Genomic DNA, 16,683 nt, shown 5'->3' on the forward strand with positions numbered 1-16,683 from the left:
CCGTCAGTTAAACGGAACGTTGCGAGGGCTGTAGCAATACCCGTGCCGAAAAAAATCTAGCTATAAATCAAGTAGTTGAAAAACAGGCGTCAATCATCCGCCTGTTCATCACCTTCTTTGCGGCTCATACCGTACTTGCGCATCTTCTCCACCAGGGTGGTACGACGGATGCGCAGGCGCTCGGCGGCGCGGGCCACGATGCCATGGGCATCGTCCAGGGCCTGCTGGATCAACCCTTGTTCCAGGTTGCCGAGGTAGTCCTTGAGGTCCAGGCCTTCGGGCGGCAACATCGCGGTGGCGCCGAAGTCCGGGGTATGCCCGTTGATCGCCACGCGCTCTTCCATGTCGCTGCGCAGGCTGTCCATCTGCTCGTCTTCGTCGTCGACGTAGCGGAATTTCTTCGGCAACTCGACCACGCCGATCACCCCGTACGGATGCATGATCGCCATGCGCTCCACCAGGTTGGCCAGTTCGCGGACGTTGCCCGGCCAGCCGTGGCGGCACAGGGACATGATTGCCGCGGAGTTGAAGCGAATGGAGCCACGCTTTTCGTGCTCCATGCGCGAGATCAGTTCGTTCATCAGCAACGGGATGTCTTCGACGCGCTCGCGCAGCGGGGCCATCTCGATAGGGAATACGTTGAGGCGGTAGTACAGATCTTCGCGGAAGCTGCCGACCTCGATCATGCTTTCGAGGTTCTTGTGGGTGGCTGCAATGATGCGCACGTCCACGCTCTGGGTCTTGTTGCTGCCCACGCGCTCGAAGGTGCGCTCCTGCAATACGCGCAGCAGCTTGACCTGCATCGGCAACGGCATGTCGCCGATTTCGTCGAGGAACAGGGTGCCGCCATTGGCCAGCTCAAAGCGCCCGGCACGGCTGGTGATCGCCCCGGTAAAGGCGCCCTTCTCGTGGCCGAACAATTCGCTTTCCAGCAGCTCTGCCGGGATCGCCCCGCAGTTGACCGGCACAAAGGGCCCGTCGCGGCGCTTGGAGTGATAGTGCAGGTTGCGCGCGACCACTTCCTTGCCGGTGCCTGACTCGCCGAGGATCAGCACGCTGGCGTCGGTGTCGGCCACTTGCTGCATCATCTGGCGCACGTGCTGGATGGCACGGCTGGTGCCGACGAGGCTGCGAAACAGGTTGGGTTCACGGTGACGGCCGCGCTCGCGGGCCTGGTCGTACATCTCGCGATAGACCTGGGCGCGGTGCAGGGAATCGAGCAATTTGCTGTAGCTGGGCGGCATTTCCAGGTTGGAAAGCACGCGGCGGCGCTGGTCTTCCGGCAGGTCCACGGAAGAAATATCGCCCATCAGCAACACCGGAAGGAACTCATCCCAGGTAGACAGTGTCTTTAACAGGCCCAGAACTGCGCCAGGAGCGTTTACCGTCCCGATCAATACGCAAATGACTTCACGGCTCGACGACAACGAGCTGACCGCCTGCTGCCAATCGTGGCTGCCGCAGGGTAAATTTTCTTCACCGAGAAAATTTAAAATCACCGCTAAATCGCGGCGGCGGACGCTATCGTCATCGATCAGCAGAATTTTGGTTTCACGCCACATGCAATAGCAACTTCCCTAGTAAAACTTCCTGCCCCGGAATGAGGGCAATCTAGACGTCTGTAAGATTTCTTACCTTCTAGACGTCTGAAATCTGAAAACAGCACTAGTTAAGTCAAAAATGTTGGCACAGTCAAATATATGACGCGCCGTTCGGATTAACTGCGCCCGCTCAACCGAACAGATGGTAAACCTTTGACGCATTTTTCGCTTGGTTGATCTGCGACATCTCTTCGAAAATCGCCTGGCGCTCGCCGGTCGTCACCTCCAGCAACTGCCGATACACCACCAGCAGGCTTTCCAGCTTTTCGCGCAGTGCATCCTCATCTACCGGCGCCTCGCTGAGCACCTCATCAATCACCGCTCGACACCCCAGGTCCAACTCGCCGACAGCTTCCCAGTTGCGCTCGGCCAGCGCGCCGATCAGGGCTTCGCGGGTTTCGTCGATGCGTTGCAGTGCGTGGCTCATGATGTGTACCTCAAGGCGATCGGCCTTATTGTGGAGCGATGGCATCCCAGCCGGTCTTGACGGTGATCAGCAGACGGGCGACTTCGTCGATCATCTCGACATCATTGACTCGGTTGGCCTCGACCAGGCGATTGCCCATGTAGTTATACAAGGCATCCAGACGCTGGATCGCGGCCGGATCTTCGGCTTTTTCCGGCTCCAGGCCATCGCGCAGGCCCGAAATGATTTCGATCGCCTTGCCCAGCATCAGGCCCTTTTGCGCGATGTCCCCGCGACTCAACGCCCCCTTGGCCTGGGCCATGCGATCCAGGCCACCTTCCATCAGCATCTGCACCAGGCGGTGCGGGCTGGCTTCGGAGACCTGAGCGTGGGCATTGACCTTCTGGTACTGGCGAAGGGCTCTCATCGGGTTCATGTTGCTACCTCGTTACTGGCGACAATCGAATAGGTTTGCTTAACCAGTTTTTCGACCACGGCGATAAAAACTTTAATCCAGCACCCTGCGCGAGAGCCCCTGGACAGGGCCCTGGCGCGCACCGCTCATCAGTTCGACTTAGGATTGTTCAGCGAGTTGAGGGTGGTCAGGATGCTGGAGCTGCTGGCGTTGATCTGCGCAATCATGGTGTCCATCGCCGTGTACTTGGCGGTCAGGGACTTCTGCAAGGCATCCATGCGCCGCGTGAGGTCATCGGTCTCTTTGGTCAAGTCGGTCAACTTGTTGTTGAGATCGGTGGCCCGGGTCGCCAGGGTGCCGGTGGTGCCGACATAGCTGTTGGTCGCCTTGTTCATGCGGGTGATCAAGCCCGAGTCGCCGGTGAACAGCTTGGCAATGTCGCCAGCGCCCTTGACCACGGCCTTGTCCCAGGTTTTGTCATCCAGGCTCAGCAGGCCGGTTTTCTGGTCGGTGGTAATGCCCATCTGCGCCAGGCTGGTCATGGTGCCCGCGCCGGAGCCGTTGACCAATTCGGAACGCAGGCTGTTCACCAATTGACGCATCGACGCATCGCCTGTCAACGCACCTGCGGTAGTGGTGGAAGCATCACCGGTGGCAGTGACCTTGGTTTGGCTATTGATCGCCGTCATCAGCGTGTTGTAGGCGCTGACGAAGGACTGCACCGAGGTTTTCAGCGTGTCGGTGTTGCTGGCCACGGTGATGGTGGTCGGCTTGGTGATGTCTACCGTGTCCAACAGGTCCAGGGTCACGCCGCTGATCGCCGAGGTGATCTTGTTGCTGGTCGATGACATTTCAATGCCATCAATGGAGTACTTGGCGTTGGTCGGCGGCGTGCCTTTGTCGTACCCGGTAGCCAGTTGCGAATCACCGCTGAGGGTGATGTCGGTGCCTTCACCCATATTGGTCGAGGTGAGTACCAGCCGTGCGCCATTGGAGTCACTCAGTACGTTGGCACTGATGCCTTGGGACGAGAGCTGGGTATTGATCGACTCGCGCACCTGTTGCAAGGTCGCGCCACCAGGGATCACCACGTCGTAGCTTTTGCCCGACTGGTTGATGGTCAGCGTCTGGTCTTCGTCGGTGCTGTTGGCCTTGCCCGACGCGCCCTCCGCGTTCACCGCCGTGGTGACTTTCGAGGCGGTCGCAAGGTTGGCGATCTTCAACAGGTACTTGCCGCTGGATGCACCGTCAGTCAGGGTGACCTTGGCGTTTTTCTCTTCCGAAGAAGTCGCCGCCAGCCCGTTGAAGGCCGAGGCATTGTTCAACTTGGTGATCGCCGCCTGGTAGGCTTCCAACGCCGTCTTGACCGAGCCCACGGCAGACAACTGCACGGTGGCTTTCTTCTGCTCGTTGGTGATCTGAGCCTGCTTGGGTGCCTGCTCGGCCCCGACCAGCGCCTTGACGATTGCTTGGGTGTCGTAGCCCGAACCTGGGCCGGAAATCGTTGAACTAGCCATTTGCCATTCTCCTTGTCCTGCAGCGGCCGTTTTTTGGCGCTTATACGCCTAGACCGCAATCAGAAACATGTTTCGTGCCAACTCAAGCCTTGCTATCAAACAACAGGCTGCCGGCATCGCTCAGGTTCTGCGCCAATTTCAGCGCGGTCTCCGATGGTATCTGTCGAATCACTTCACCACTGTCAGTGGCGATCACCTTGACCACTACCTTGCCGGTAGAGTCATCGATGGAAAAATCCAGGTTGCGCTGTGAAGCCTGCACAAACTCACGCATATCGGTAACAGCCTTTTCCAGCGCAACGCGCTGAGGCTCTTCACTTTTGATCGGCTCATTGCTGGCCACAGGCTTGGCCTGGGTCACCACTGCGCCAAGGTTGGCCGGGGCCGGGGCTGCGGGGTAAGACGAGGTCAGCTTGATGCTCATGTCCATGTCACCACCTCCAAACTGAAAAAACGGAAGGGCACGTTGTTAAACGCACCCTCCCGTTATTTAACCGCTAGCGCTATTACTGAAGCAGCTTCAGAACAGACGATGGCAGTTGGTTGGCCTGGGACAGGATCGCAGTGGAAGCCTGTTGCAGGGTTTGTTGCTTGGTCAGCTCAGCGGCTTCAGAAGCGAAGTCAGCATCTTCTACGCGGCCTTTGGCAGCGGAGGAGTTCTGCGAAATGCTCTGCAGGTTGGCCACGGTGCTGGCGAAGCGGTTTTGTACGGCACCCAGCTGCGAACGCTGGCTGTCGATCTGCTGCATGGCGTCGTCCAGAGCCTGGATGGCCTGCTGCGAAGAAGCGGCAGTCAGGATGTTCAGGTCGGAAACGCTGGTTTCCATGGTGACGGCGGTTTTGGTGCCGGCCGCTGCAACAGCGGTCAGACCCAGTGCAGCCAGGCCAGTACCGGCGCTACCATCCTTGATGGTGATGTCTTTGTCAGCGAACAAGTTCAGGGTGCCGTCAGCGTTTTTGCTGGCTTGAACACCGGTGCTGGCGCTGTTGATCGAAGAAACGATCGCGTCAGCGGTGTCACCTTTCTTGAACTTGACTTCAACGCCGTTCACGTCAATGGAGGTGTCAGCGGTCAGTTTGGCTTGGGAGGTGCCCGCGGACAGACCCAGTTGCGACAGCGAACCCGCAGAGGTGTTGGACAGCTTGATGTCCTGGCCACCACCGGAGGTCACTTTGACACGACCATCAACCAAGGTAGCGGTTGCACCAGTACCCGCAGCAGCAGCGATGTCAGTCAGCACGTCAGCCATTGTATCAGTGGCAGTCCAGGCGACAGCAGTGCCGTTAACCGAGATACCGCCAGTCACACCCATTGCGGTGGTGCCGGTAGGGGTGCTGTTGGTAGCTGGAGTAGCACCTGCAGTCAGACCGAGTTTAGCAAGGCCAGGTGTTGCGCCGCCGGTAGCGGAAGCGCCCAGGGTAATAGCACTTTTCGAGGTCAGAGTAACGACACCGGCAGCATCAGCGCTTGCAGTAACACCAGTGGTAGCTGTTTGAGCGTTGATAGCAGTAACGGCAGCAGTACCGGCTGCTGCACCAGCAGCGGCAACACCCAGAGTAATTTCAGTACCGTTAATAGTGAACGCGTCAGTTGCAACAGTTGCCAGTGCTGCGGCACCACCGACTGCCGTGGCCTTAGTACCGCCCAACACGGAGCCAGTCGAAGTAGCTGCCAGACCAGACATCGCAGTGCCGTTTACAGCAGCTTCTTTGTAGTTACCCTTCAGCGCAGTCGAGCTGATGTCGGTCATACCGAACGAGATAGTCTCGTTGGCGTTGGCGCCGATCTGGAACGCTACGTTGCTGAACGAGCCGTCGAGCAGGTTACGACCACCGAAGGTGGTGGTGCTGGCGATACGGTTCAGTTCGCCCACTTTAGCGGTGAATTCTTGCTGCAGGGAAACACGGTCAGCGTCGCTTTTATCACCGTTGGCCGCTTGCAGGGCGAGTTCACGCAGACGCTGCAGGGTGTTGGTGGATTCTTGCATCGCGCCTTCAGCGGTCTGGGCAATCGACACGCCGTTGTTGGCGTTGGCGATGGCAACGTTCAGGCCTTTGACCTGGTTGTTCAGACGGTTAGCGATCTGCATGCCGGCAGCGTCGTCTTTGGCGCTGTTGATTTTCAGGCCGGAGGACAGACGGTTCATCGACTGGCTCAGAGCGTCGGAAGCTTTGTTCAGGTTCTTCTGGACACCCAGGGAGGTGATGTTGGTGTTTACTGATAATGCCATGACGAAATCCTCGTGGTTTGGATACTGCGGCTTCCGGCCCTGGCGACCGCCGGGTGTGGCCTAGAGAACCTACGTAATAGTTATCGTCGTGGTAGCCGGTTGCTTGAGGATTTTTTTGATTTTTTTTAGTAGCCCTGTGCCAGCCCTTGTATTTCAAGGGCTTATAGAGGCGTGAAACGCCCGTAATCACGGGTTACTGGCGCCAAAACTTCGCCTTCAAGACATCCCCCCTTGTAGGAGCGCGCTTGCTCGCGAAGAACCTGAGAACGCCGCGTGCATTCTGAATGCCCGCGTTATCGTTAACGTTCTTCGCGAGCAAGCTCGCTCCTACAGGGGGGGCGCAAAAAAAACGCCGATGATCGTGGGATCATCGGCGTTTTTTGTGCAGCGGCTAAAGCATCACGGACGATAGAGAATCGCCGAGCCCCACGACAGGCCCACGCCAAAGCCGCTGATTGCCACGCGCTTCCAGGTGGCGTCCATCACGTGCTTTTCCAGCAGCAGCGGGATGCTCGACGACACGGTGTTACCGGTCTCGACCATGTCCTTGATGAACTTGTCCACCGGCGCTTCTTCAAAGCGGCGCGCCACGGCGTCGACGATGGCCGCGCTGCCCTGATGGATGCAGAACGCGTCGATATCATCAGCCTTGAGGTCCGACTCTTTGAGCAGCTCGTGCAAGTGCGCTGGCACCTTGAGCAAGGCGAAGTTGAACACCTGGCGGCCGTTCATGAAGAACACACCATCGCTGACCTTCAGGTGCGGTGCGCCGGAACCGTCGGTACCGAACTTGGATTTGCCCAGCAGCCATGGCGCGTCCTCGCCCATCCAGGTGGCGGTGGCGGCATCACCGAACAGCATGGTGGTGTTGCGGTCTTCCGGGTCGACGATTTTGGAATACGGGTCGGCGGTGATCAGCAGGCCGTTTTTCAGGCCGGCGGCTTCCATGAAGCCCTTCATCGCGTAGATGCCGTAGACGTAGCCGGAGCAGCCCAGGGAGATATCGAAGGCGGCCACGTGAGTCGGCAGGCCCAGTTTGTCCTGGACGATAGCGGCGGTGTGGGGCAAGCCCTCTTCATCGCCGTTCTGGGTGACGACGATCAGCGCGTCGATGGACTCGCGCTTCAAATCCGGGTTATTGGCGAACAATGCGTTGACGGCTTCGACGCACAGGTCGGACGTTTCCTGTGCAGCTTCCTTGCGCGGCAGAAACGCCGAACCGATCTTGCCGATGATGAACTCTTCATCCTTGGCGAATTTGGCACCCTGGGCGTAGTTATCGATCCCGTCTGCCGGCACGTAACTGGCGATGCTTTTTATGCCAATCATTGTGGCTTCCCAATACTAAATAGCTGGAGAACACCCCTCGGGCTACGCCGGGAGTGCTGACAATAAAGGGGATAACCCCATGAAAATCTCGCTGAAAGCCGCCCGATGAAGGCCCTGTGACGACTTATCCTTTTCACACGATACAGTGAAGATGCGCTTTATGACTCACAGGTCACTCAATTTTGCGTGGTTTATGCAAAACGTTTCAACAATTTAGCCCCAGAAACGATAACGGCCCGCCCTGTTTCCAGAGCGGGCCGCTTGACTGAACGCCGTTTACATCTTGTTGAACAGGCTCAACTGCGAGATTTTCACGAAGGCCAGTTGCGAAGCCTGCAACATGGTTTGCTGCAAGCTCAGGTTGACGGCGGCTTCGGCGAAGTCGACATTGCCCAGGGCATTCATGGTGGTGGTATTGGCCAGGTCCAGGCTGACGTTTTCCTTGGACTGAATATCCAGGCCATTGAGGCGCGCGCCCAGTGAGCCGCGTGCCTGGTCGATCTGCCCGTAGGCATTGGTCAAGTTGCCAATCGACTTGGCTACCACATCCTTGAGCTCCTTCTGCGCCGCCGGATTGCCGTCTGACGGCGTTTCCAGAATTTTGCGCAGATGGCTGAGGGTGTCGAGGACGTTCTCGTTCTTGTTGCTGGTGGCACTGATCGCAAACTGGTCGCCGGCTGCCGGCGCCGGTGCGGTGGTGACATCAAAGGTCACCCCTGCCGCCGTGATGGTGGTTGCGCCGGCCGCCAGGGTGCCACTGGCGATGGATTTGCTGTCTGCGCTATACGGCTGCGCATACAGGTCATAGGCGCCAGCGGCCCCGAACTTCACGATCACGCCCGAATTGGGAAAGGTGCTGGCGTAAGCCGCCGGATCGCTCACCGTGCCGCCGCTCAGTTGCGCGGTTGACGGATTGCTCGGGGTGCGCGAAACGCTGAAGGTGTCTGGTTTGACCGACAGGCTGAATTCGCGGTCCTTGACGATGGCGTCCGACGGCGCGCCTGGCAGTATGTCTTTGCCCAGCGCGTCTTTGCCCAGGTTCAAGCCAATGTCGAACTTGACCCCGCGCAGGCTGATAGTCGAACCGCCTTCCTTGGTAGCGTCGAAAGTGCCGTTGCCCGGAATCTCCGAGGTGATGTCCTTGCCGGCATTGTCCGTGACGACGTATTGGGTGCTGCTGGTGAAGGTCAGCTTATACGGCTGACCATCGGAAAAACTGCTGTTATAGCTGCTGTTGGCCGCGATCAGCCCGGCAGATACGGTGACCTTGCCATCGTCGACTGCTGGCGGCACGAGGATTGGCGCGGTTTGCGTACGGCCCGTATTCGCCGAGCTTTCAAGCATGCTCTTGGCGGTATTGCCCATGGCAACCGACAGGTTCTCTGCGATCTTCAAGCTCAGCGGCGTGTCATCGCCCTGGTAGCTGTAGGTGCCGTCATTGTTGCGGGCGTAGGGCGGCGTATCGGTCTTGCTGCCGGAGAACAAGTAATTGCCGCTGGCGTCCTTGGTATTGAGCAGGCCCAGGACCTGGTCTTCAATGGCGCCAATCTCGGCGGCCGTCGACTTGCGGTCAGCGTCGCTGATGCCGACGTTACCCGCCTTGAGCGCCAACTCACTGGCCCGTTGAATCGCGATATTGATATTTTCCAGCACGCCGTCCTGGGTGGTCAGCGAGTTTTTCAGGGTGTCGATGTTGCCATTGAACTGCGCCAGCATGTCTTTCTGCTGCTGCAGCATCAACAACCGCGCCGCCGCCACCGGATCATCCGCGGCGGTCTGCACGCGCACACCGGAGCTGGCCTGGTCCTGGGCCTTGACCACGCTGGAATAGTTGCTCTGGTACTTGGCAGAGCTGGTCTCAAAATACTGCTGTGTAGAAATACGCATCGTCCCAGCCTCCCTTAAAGAGCATTCATCAGTGTGGTGAAGGTTTCCTGCGCAGCCTTGATGATCTGCGACGACGCGGTGTAGTACTGCTGGAACTTGATCATGTCGCCCGCTTCATCATCCAGGTTGACCCCGGATACCGAGTTGCGTGCTTCCTTGTTGGCGCTGAGCAACGCGCCGGTGGCGGCGGTGTCGACCCCGGCCTGGCTGGCCTTGGCCCCCACGGTCGAGACCAGCTTGCTGTTGGCACCCACCAGGCTGGTGCCCGCGTTGCCATCGCCCATGCCGACAGTGGCCTTGGTTTGCAGGTTCAGCAGTTCCTGGGCATTGCGGCCGTCGGACTTGCCGCCACTGTTGAAGGCAAAGGTGGTGCTGTCGCCGTCTGCCGGCGAGCCGTTGACGGTGGTGTCGAACTTGAAGCTCTTGCCGGGAATGGCGGCACCGCTGGCGTCGCGCATCGGCACGTCCACGGTGATCTTGTTGCCCTGCCCCGGAATGATCGAGCCAGTGCCAATCGGGTTGCCCTTGGAATCGTTGATGGTATAGGACTGCGTGCCGTCGGCGGCGGGCTTGCCGAACACCATCTTCACCGGCATCGAGTTTTCAATACCAGCGCGCAGCTGCGCGGTGTCGGTGCCGCCATGGATATCCAGAGGCACCGTCAAGGCCGGCTGGGTAAAGGTGCCCGTGCCGCTGTTGGTCGTGCTGCTGGTACCTGCCAACGGGCCGGCGAACGCCAGTTTGTTCGCATCGGTGAGCGCCACGCCAATACCGCTGGCGCCCGTGGCGGTGGGGCTGACTTTGAAACTGTCGCCAAACGCCATGGTGCCCTTGCCGTCCAGCGCCAGGGTGAAGCCATCCAGGGTCGGCGGCGGTGTTGAGCTCATGTCGAAGGTGCCCATGGCCTTGCCGTCCGAACGCAACACCGTGATCTTGTTAGGATCGGTCTTGTCGCTGAAGGTCACGGTGTAGTCAAACGTGGACAACTGACTGCTGTCCTTGATCGTCACGTTCAGGTTGCCCGCGCCGGCGCTGTTGCCCGAGGCACCCTGGCTGCGCGAGGCAATGGCGGCGGCGCTGTTGATGTCTTTGAACAGCGAAACGCCAAAGTCACCGTTGAGGTCCAGGCCCTGGCCCAGTTGGTTGTTGAGCGTGTCTGCCGTGGCGATGGCGATACGGCCCAGCTCATTGATGGCCGGCATCAGGGCATCGCTGCGATAGCGCAACAGGCCGCCGATGCTGCCGCCGCTGATCACCGAGCCCAGGTCCAGGGTGGTGCCGTTCATGTCCAGCTGGATGGTGTACTGGCTGTTATCGGTTTTGCTTGGCGCGGCGGAAATCTTGTTGGAGATCCCGCCCTCCACCAGGGACTGGCCGCTGCCGGTGGTCACGCTGAACTGGCCGTTTTTCTCGGTGGCCGTCACGCCAATCAACTCATTGAGCGAACGTACTGCCTCGTTACGCGAGTCCAGCAGGTTGGCCGGGGCGCTGTTGGAGCTGCCTTGGGCCTGGGAGATCTGCTGGTTGAGGGAGGCAATCGAGGCGGTCAATTGGTTGACCTGGTCACTCATGCTGCTCAGTTGGTTGTTGATCGTCTCTTTCTGCTGAGTCAACTGCGTGGAGATCGCGTTGAAACGGCTGCTCAGGGTCTGGGCGTTGGTCACCAGCAGTTGGCGGGCCGACAGGTCGCTGGGGTTGGACGCGGCGGTTTGCAGGGTGGCGAAGAACGAACTGAGCACCGAGGACAGGCCGGTGGTTTTGTCCGACAGCACTTTGTCGACGGCCCCCACCTGGTCCAGGTACGCCTTGGCGTCGTTATTGAGCGCCGTGCTGTTCTGGTAAGCGGTGTCCAGGTACTCGTTGTACACCCGGCGCACATCGGCCAGGGTGGTGCCGCTGCCGATGTACACGCCGCCGAACGGGTTCGACGCGTTGGTATTTTGCGTGGTCTGCTGACGCGAGTACCCCGGGGTATTCACGTTGGCGATGTTATTACTCAAGACCGACAACGATCCTTGAGCGGCATTGAGCCCTGACATCCCGATACTGAGCAAACTCATGGTTCAGACCTTATAAATGTGTGGTTGCGCCAGCGGCAGCGTAGTTCTGGTAACTGTTCATGTTTTTTGCGATCTGCGAAATCTTGCTGGCGTAATCCGGGTCGGTTGCATAACCGGCTTTTTGCAACTCGCGTACAAACTGTTCCGGGTTGTCGGCTGATTTCACAACTTCTTTATAGCGATCATGGCTTTGCAGCAGGGTCACGAGGTCGTGGAAGCTGTCCTGATAGGAGCTGTAGGAACGGAACTGCGCCGTTTCCTTGACCATCGCACCATCGCGAAACTCGCTGGTGATCGCCCGGGCCTGACCGCCCTGCCAGCTCTGGCCGGCCTTGATGCCGAACAGGTTGTGGCTGCTGCTGCCGTCCTCGGCGCGCATCACCGATTTGCCCCAGCCGGTTTCCAGTGCGGCCTGGGCCACCAGGTACTTGGGGTCGATACCGATACGTGCGGCGGCGGCCTTGGCCATCGGCAGCATGGTGGCGACAAACTCATCCTGGGAGCTGAAGGCTTTCTTCGCTGGCGCCAGCGGTGGCTGGGCAATGGCGCGGCCATACACTTGCATGCGCCCGCTCGGCACGGCAAAGCTACGCGCGCTGCTGTTAATGACCGTGTCGTCGGCAGCGCTGTTACGCAGGGGCGCGGCTTTGGCTTCGACCGGAGCGTTCGGCACGATGCCCGCCAGCAGGCGGTCGGCCAGCCTGCTGGGCAAGGCGATACGGCGCTGGTTCATCAGTTCCATGTCGTTGGCATGGGTGCTGGCGCCCTCAGGCACGGCCACGCGATACGCCCACAAAGGCCGCTGGCCATTGGAGCGGCCCAACGGGCCTTCGGCCTGGGTACCGGCGGCAATCTCGGTCGGCACATCGACTTTCTTCACCGGCGCATCCGCCGCCGGGCCTTGCAAGGTGGCGGCCTGGGCCTCCACCGGCTTGTTCTTCTGCATCTGGCGCATCAGCACATCGGCCAGGCCGATACCACCGCCTTCGCGGGACATCGACACCGCCAATTGCTGGTCGTACATTTCCTGGTATTGCTTGGCGGCCGGGGTGTTCAGCGGGTTGTCCTTGCCCAGGGCCTCGGTGGCCGAACGCATGGACTTGAGCATCTCGTTCAAAAACAGTGACTCGAATTCCTGCGCCACTTTGCGCAGGTTGCCTTCACTGTTTTTGTCGTCGCCGACCTTGAGCTGGTTAAGCCGGTTCAGGTCGGAGTAAGACCCCGAGTCCGCCGTGCTGCTGATACCGCTCTTGCGCATATCCATGGCCATGGCCTCAGATCACGATCAGGTCGGCTTGCAACGCGCCGGCCTGCTTCAAAGCTTCGAGGATCGCCATCAAGTCGCCGGGCGCAGCGCCCACCTGGTTCACCGCACGGACAATCTCGTCCAGGGTGGTGCCGGGGCCGAACTTGAACATCGGCTTGGCTTCTTGCTGGGCATTGACGCGCGAGCGCGGGACCACGGCCGTCTGGCCACCGGACAACGGCCCAGGCTGGCTGACGATCGGGTCTTCGGTGATGGTCACCGTCAGGCTGCCGTGGGTTACCGCCGCTGGCGAGACCTTGACGTTCTGGCCGATCACGATGGTGCCGGTGCGCGAGTTGATGATGACTTTGGCCACGGCCTGGCCGGGGTCGACCTCAAGGTTTTCCAGGATCGACAGGTAGTCCACACGCTGGCTTGGGTCCAAAGGCGCAGTGACGCGAACCGAGCCGCCGTCGATGGCCTGGGCCACGCCAGGGCCGAGCATGTCATTGATCTTGTCGACCACGCGCTTGGCGGTGGTGAAGTCGGAGCGGTTGAGGTTCAGGGTCAGGCTGTTGCCCTGGTTGAAACCACTCGGCACGGTGCGTTCAACCGTGGCGCCACCGGGGATACGACCGGCCGACGGCACGTTGACGGTGATCTTCGAACCGTCGCGGCCTTCGGCGTCAAAACCGCCGACCACCAGGTTGCCCTGGGCGATGGCGTAGACGTTGCCGTCGATACCTTTGAGCGGCGTCATCAGCAAGGTGCCGCCGCGCAGGCTCTTGGAGTTACCCATGGACGACACGGTGATATCCACCACCTGCCCCGGCTTGGCGAACGCGGGCAGATCGGCGCTGATTGACACCGCTGCGACGTTCTTCAACTGCACGTTGCCCGAGCCTGGCGGCACTTTGATGCCGAACTGCGAGAGCATGTTGTTGAAGGTTTGCAGGGTGAACGGCGTCTGGGTGGTCTGGTCACCCGTGCCGTTAAGCCCCACGACTAGGCCATAGCCGATCAACTGGTTGGAGCGCACGCCGGAAATACTGGCGATGTCCTTCAAGCGCTCGGCCTGGGCCACAGCGCTCAAGGCCAACAAAAGCGCCATCGCCATCAGCTGTTTGAACTTCAAAATGGCCACCTAGAAAGGGAACAGCGGGCTGAGGAAGAAGCGGTCGAACCAGCCCGGCTGGCTCGCATCGGCAAACGAACCGGTGCCCGAGTAGGTAATGCGCGCATCGGCAATGCGCGTCGACGGCACGGTGTTGTCGGTGGAGATGTCATCGGCGCGGACCATGCCGGCGATGCGCACCAGCTCGTCGCCGGTGTTGAGGGTCATCCACTTTTCACCGCGCACGGCAATGATGCCGTTGGGCAATACGTCGGCGACGGTCACGGTGATCGAACCGGTCAGGCTGTTGCCCTGCCCTGCCGCGCTCTTGCCGTTGGTGGCGCGGTCGCCGCTGTAGCCGGCGTCCAGGCTCAGGTCACCACTGCCCAGCGGGTTGTTGGTGTTCAGGCCGCCGCCGAACAACGAGGTCAGGCCGATGCTGGTCTTGCTGTTCTTGCCGATCTGCGAGTTGGCGTTCTTGCTGGCCTGGGTCTTCTCATTCAGGGTAATGGTGATGATGTCACCGACCCGGAACGCCTTGCGGTCGCTGTACAGGTTCTGCTCGAAACCAGCCTGGTAGATCGAGCCATTGTTGGCCGCCGCCGGCAGCGGCGTGCGTGGCAACACCGGCGCGTAGTACGGGTCATTGGGCTTTGGCGAGGGGGCGACACAGCCCGCAAGCACGGCGATCCCACTCAATGCCAACACACAAACATAGCGATTCATGACCCTAACCTCACGGTGTTGCAGGCACCCTCAAGGGCGCCCCATAGACTGATTACAGATTCTGCGTGACGAACGAAAGCATCTGGTCGGCGGTGGAAATCACCTTGGAGTTCATCTCGTAGGCGCGCTGGGTGGTGATCATGTTGACCATCTCCTCAACGGTGCTGACGTTGGAGGTTTCCAGGGTGCTTTGCAGCGTGGTGCCGAAGCCGTTCAAGCCAGGGGTGCCGATTTGCGGCGCGCCACTGGAGGCGGTTTCCAGGAACAGGTTGTTGCCCATCGCCTGCAGGCCGGCCGGGTTGATGAAGTCGGCGGTTTGCAGGTTGCCGATCACTTGGGAGGCCGGGTTGCCCGCGACGGTGATGGACACGGTGCCGTCGTTGCCGACGGTGAAGGTCTTGGCGTCGGGCGGCACCACGACAGCAGGCTCCAGGGCGAAACCGTTGGCGGTCACGATCTGGCCGTTGGAGTCCAGGTGGAAGGTGCCGTCACGGGTGTAAGAGGTGGTGCCATCCGGTTGCAGCACCTGGAAAAAGCCGCGGCCATTGATCGCCATGTCCAGGGGCTGGCCGGTTTGCTGCAGGTTACCGGCGCTGAAGTTTTTCTGGGTGCCGACGATCTGCACACCGGTACCCAGTTGCAGGCCCGACGGCAATTCGCTGTCCTGGGTCGATTGGGCGCCAGGCTGCTTCTTGATCTGGTAGAGCAAGTCCTGGAACTCGGCGCGGTCACGTTTGAAGCCCGTGGTCGACACGTTTGCCAGGTTGTTGGAAATGGTCGTCAGGTTGGTGTCCTGGGCGGACAGGCCTGTCTTGGCAACCCATAGAGCCGGAAGCATGCTGTTCTCCTTCGTGCGCCGGATGGTTGGCGCTGCGTTGCAAATTAATTAGTGGGCTTGAATCAGCTCATCTGCATGACGCGCGTCATGGCCTGGTCGTCTTCTTTAGCGCTGTTCATCATCTTGATGTGCAGCTCGAACTGCTTGGCCAGCGCCAGCACCGCGGTCATTTCTTCCACGGCATTGACGTTGCTTGCCTGCAGGAAACCCGAGGTCAGCCGCACGTTCGCGTCGGCCTGGGCCGGCTGGCCATCCTTGGTGTGGATGGTGCCGTCCAGGCCTTTGGTCATGTTCTTGAGGTCAGGCTGGACCATCTTGATACGGTCCACTTCCGCCATCACCCGCGGGCCTTCGCCCATGGCACGGATGCTGATGGTGCCGTCCGAACCCACTTCGATTTTCTGCTGGGGCGGCACGGCAATCGGGCCACCGTTGCCCATGATTGGCATACCGTTGCCGGCACGCAGCACGCCCAGGGCATCCACGTTCATGCTGGCGCTGCGCACGTAGGCTTCGCCGCCATCCGGGGTTTGCACGGCCATCCAGCCGTCACCGCTGACGGCCACGTCGAGGTCGCGGCCGGTTTCGATCATCGCGCCCGGTGAAAAGTCGGTAGCCGGACGTTCGGTCATGGCAAACGCCCGCGCCGGAAAGCTGTCACCGAACACTGGCATCGAACGCGCCTGTTCCAGGTCGCGCTGAAAGCCGTTGGTGGAAATGTTCGCCAGATTGTTGGCATGGGCCTTCTGCGCCAGTGCATTCTGGCTGGCGCCGGTCATTGCCACATAAAGGTACTTGTCCACGCTCTATCCTCTTTCTGACGGACGCTTGCCGCCCACCGCTGTACTGAGGAGGCTTAAGCAATTTGCGAACCAACTTTTCAAAAGAGGCCAAAGTCCAGGCGCGGCGGGGGTTTCGTGGAGGTATCTGAAATAGGCAAGGGAGAAACAGTCGAAAAAACGGCGGACTACTGCCGCCAGCGGCAAACACCGGCCTGAAAAACGACAGAGCTCAAATGTGGGAGCGGGCTTGCCTGCGATAGCGGCGGAACAGGCACTGATATGCCAACTGACAGTCCCCTATCGCAGCATAGATATCTACACAACCTTGTGGGCTGTAGCAGCAAACGGTAACCACGATGCGAAGCGAGTCGCTCTTGATCTGCTTTTGATCTTGATCTCAGGCGCCCCGTTAAACCACGCTGGCCGAAATTCGACAGGGATTTGGGGGGTAAACCGGCAGGGATGCCGGCGGATTACGGGCACACCGAGCCTAAGCGAGGTGCCGAGTGGTGGGGCAAGAGCCTTTTGCTT

General features: G+C 60.0%; 14 protein-coding genes. All 14 read right to left on the reverse strand.

The window, feature by feature from the left end:
• Window positions 1-89 precede the first annotated feature (89 nt).
• Window positions 90-1,562 (reverse strand): sigma-54 dependent transcriptional regulator, encoded by a 1,473-nt coding sequence (locus tag E1K68_RS19520; protein WP_003192966.1) that lies wholly within the window; start codon window positions 1,560-1,562, stop codon window positions 90-92.
• A gap of 169 nt (window positions 1,563-1,731) precedes the next feature.
• Window positions 1,732-2,028 carry a hypothetical protein gene (locus E1K68_RS19525; protein WP_003192968.1) on the reverse strand — a complete coding sequence of 99 codons (297 nt, stop codon included), beginning with the start codon at window positions 2,026-2,028 and terminating at the stop codon, window positions 1,732-1,734.
• Between the two features lie 25 nt (window positions 2,029-2,053).
• Entirely contained in the window at window positions 2,054-2,443 is a 390-nt protein-coding gene (gene fliS, locus E1K68_RS19530) for a flagellar export chaperone FliS (RefSeq protein ID WP_014719355.1), read from the reverse strand.
• 128 nt (window positions 2,444-2,571) lie between these two features.
• Complete coding sequence (fliD, locus tag E1K68_RS19535; RefSeq protein WP_212614563.1) at window positions 2,572-3,939, reverse strand: flagellar filament capping protein FliD; 1,368 nt, start codon at window positions 3,937-3,939, stop codon at window positions 2,572-2,574.
• A gap of 82 nt (window positions 3,940-4,021) precedes the next feature.
• Complete coding sequence (locus E1K68_RS19540) at window positions 4,022-4,369, reverse strand: flagellar protein FlaG (protein ID WP_032895940.1); 348 nt, start codon at window positions 4,367-4,369, stop codon at window positions 4,022-4,024.
• Between the two features lie 76 nt (window positions 4,370-4,445).
• Window positions 4,446-6,170 carry a flagellin gene (locus tag E1K68_RS19545; protein ID WP_212614564.1) on the reverse strand — a complete coding sequence of 575 codons (1,725 nt, stop codon included), beginning with the start codon at window positions 6,168-6,170 and terminating at the stop codon, window positions 4,446-4,448.
• Between the two features lie 399 nt (window positions 6,171-6,569).
• Window positions 6,570-7,499, reverse strand: coding sequence for a ketoacyl-ACP synthase III (locus E1K68_RS19550; protein WP_032895938.1), 930 nt, complete (start codon window positions 7,497-7,499; stop codon window positions 6,570-6,572).
• Window positions 7,500-7,775: 276 nt separating this feature from the next.
• The gene (locus tag E1K68_RS19555; protein ID WP_034136121.1) at window positions 7,776-9,386 is read right to left on the reverse strand and encodes a flagellar hook-associated protein 3; all 1,611 of its coding nucleotides are present in this window, start codon (window positions 9,384-9,386) and stop codon (window positions 7,776-7,778) included.
• 14 nt (window positions 9,387-9,400) lie between these two features.
• Complete coding sequence (gene flgK / locus E1K68_RS19560; RefSeq protein WP_032895936.1) at window positions 9,401-11,446, reverse strand: flagellar hook-associated protein FlgK; 2,046 nt, start codon at window positions 11,444-11,446, stop codon at window positions 9,401-9,403.
• A gap of 10 nt (window positions 11,447-11,456) precedes the next feature.
• Window positions 11,457-12,716: a flagellar assembly peptidoglycan hydrolase FlgJ gene (flgJ, locus tag E1K68_RS19565; protein ID WP_057709776.1), complete on the reverse strand. Its 1,260-nt coding sequence runs from the start codon at window positions 12,714-12,716 to the stop codon at window positions 11,457-11,459.
• A gap of 4 nt (window positions 12,717-12,720) precedes the next feature.
• On the reverse strand, window positions 12,721-13,830 hold the full coding sequence (locus E1K68_RS19570) for a flagellar basal body P-ring protein FlgI (protein ID WP_161793221.1): 1,110 nt from the start codon (window positions 13,828-13,830) through the stop codon (window positions 12,721-12,723).
• A gap of 6 nt (window positions 13,831-13,836) precedes the next feature.
• Window positions 13,837-14,532, reverse strand: a complete 696-nt coding sequence (flgH, locus tag E1K68_RS19575; RefSeq protein ID WP_032895934.1) for a flagellar basal body L-ring protein FlgH — start codon at window positions 14,530-14,532, stop codon at window positions 13,837-13,839.
• A 52-nt stretch (window positions 14,533-14,584) separates the two neighbouring features.
• The gene (gene flgG, locus E1K68_RS19580; protein WP_003192986.1) at window positions 14,585-15,370 is read right to left on the reverse strand and encodes a flagellar basal-body rod protein FlgG; all 786 of its coding nucleotides are present in this window, start codon (window positions 15,368-15,370) and stop codon (window positions 14,585-14,587) included.
• 62 nt (window positions 15,371-15,432) lie between these two features.
• A complete protein-coding gene (locus E1K68_RS19585) occupies window positions 15,433-16,173 on the reverse strand; it encodes a flagellar basal body rod protein FlgF (protein ID WP_003192988.1) in 741 nt (246 codons plus the stop codon).
• Window positions 16,174-16,683: the final 510 nt, after the last annotated feature.

The sequence above is a fragment of the Pseudomonas sp. B2021 genome (assembly GCF_018135665.1).
Lineage (GTDB): Bacteria > Pseudomonadota > Gammaproteobacteria > Pseudomonadales > Pseudomonadaceae > Aquipseudomonas > Aquipseudomonas lactis.

Excerpts from the sequence above, each read along its gene's own strand:
- E1K68_RS19520 (WP_003192966.1), bottom strand. The coding sequence starts at position 1,562 with ATGTGGCGTGAAACCAAAATTCTGCTGATCGATGACGATAGCGTCCGC.
- E1K68_RS19525 (WP_003192968.1), bottom strand. The coding sequence starts at position 2,028 with ATGAGCCACGCACTGCAACGCATCGACGAAACCCGCGAAGCCCTGATC.
- fliS (WP_014719355.1), bottom strand. The coding sequence starts at position 2,443 with ATGAACCCGATGAGAGCCCTTCGCCAGTACCAGAAGGTCAATGCCCAC.
- fliD (WP_212614563.1), bottom strand. The coding sequence starts at position 3,939 with ATGGCTAGTTCAACGATTTCCGGCCCAGGTTCGGGCTACGACACCCAA.
- E1K68_RS19540 (WP_032895940.1), bottom strand. The coding sequence starts at position 4,369 with ATGGACATGAGCATCAAGCTGACCTCGTCTTACCCCGCAGCCCCGGCC.
- E1K68_RS19545 (WP_212614564.1), bottom strand. The coding sequence starts at position 6,170 with ATGGCATTATCAGTAAACACCAACATCACCTCCCTGGGTGTCCAGAAG.
- E1K68_RS19550 (WP_032895938.1), bottom strand. The coding sequence starts at position 7,499 with ATGATTGGCATAAAAAGCATCGCCAGTTACGTGCCGGCAGACGGGATC.
- E1K68_RS19555 (WP_034136121.1), bottom strand. The coding sequence starts at position 9,386 with ATGCGTATTTCTACACAGCAGTATTTTGAGACCAGCTCTGCCAAGTAC.
- flgK (WP_032895936.1), bottom strand. The coding sequence starts at position 11,446 with ATGAGTTTGCTCAGTATCGGGATGTCAGGGCTCAATGCCGCTCAAGGA.
- flgJ (WP_057709776.1), bottom strand. The coding sequence starts at position 12,716 with ATGGCCATGGATATGCGCAAGAGCGGTATCAGCAGCACGGCGGACTCG.
- flgH (WP_032895934.1), bottom strand. The coding sequence starts at position 14,532 with ATGAATCGCTATGTTTGTGTGTTGGCATTGAGTGGGATCGCCGTGCTT.
- flgG (WP_003192986.1), bottom strand. The coding sequence starts at position 15,370 with ATGCTTCCGGCTCTATGGGTTGCCAAGACAGGCCTGTCCGCCCAGGAC.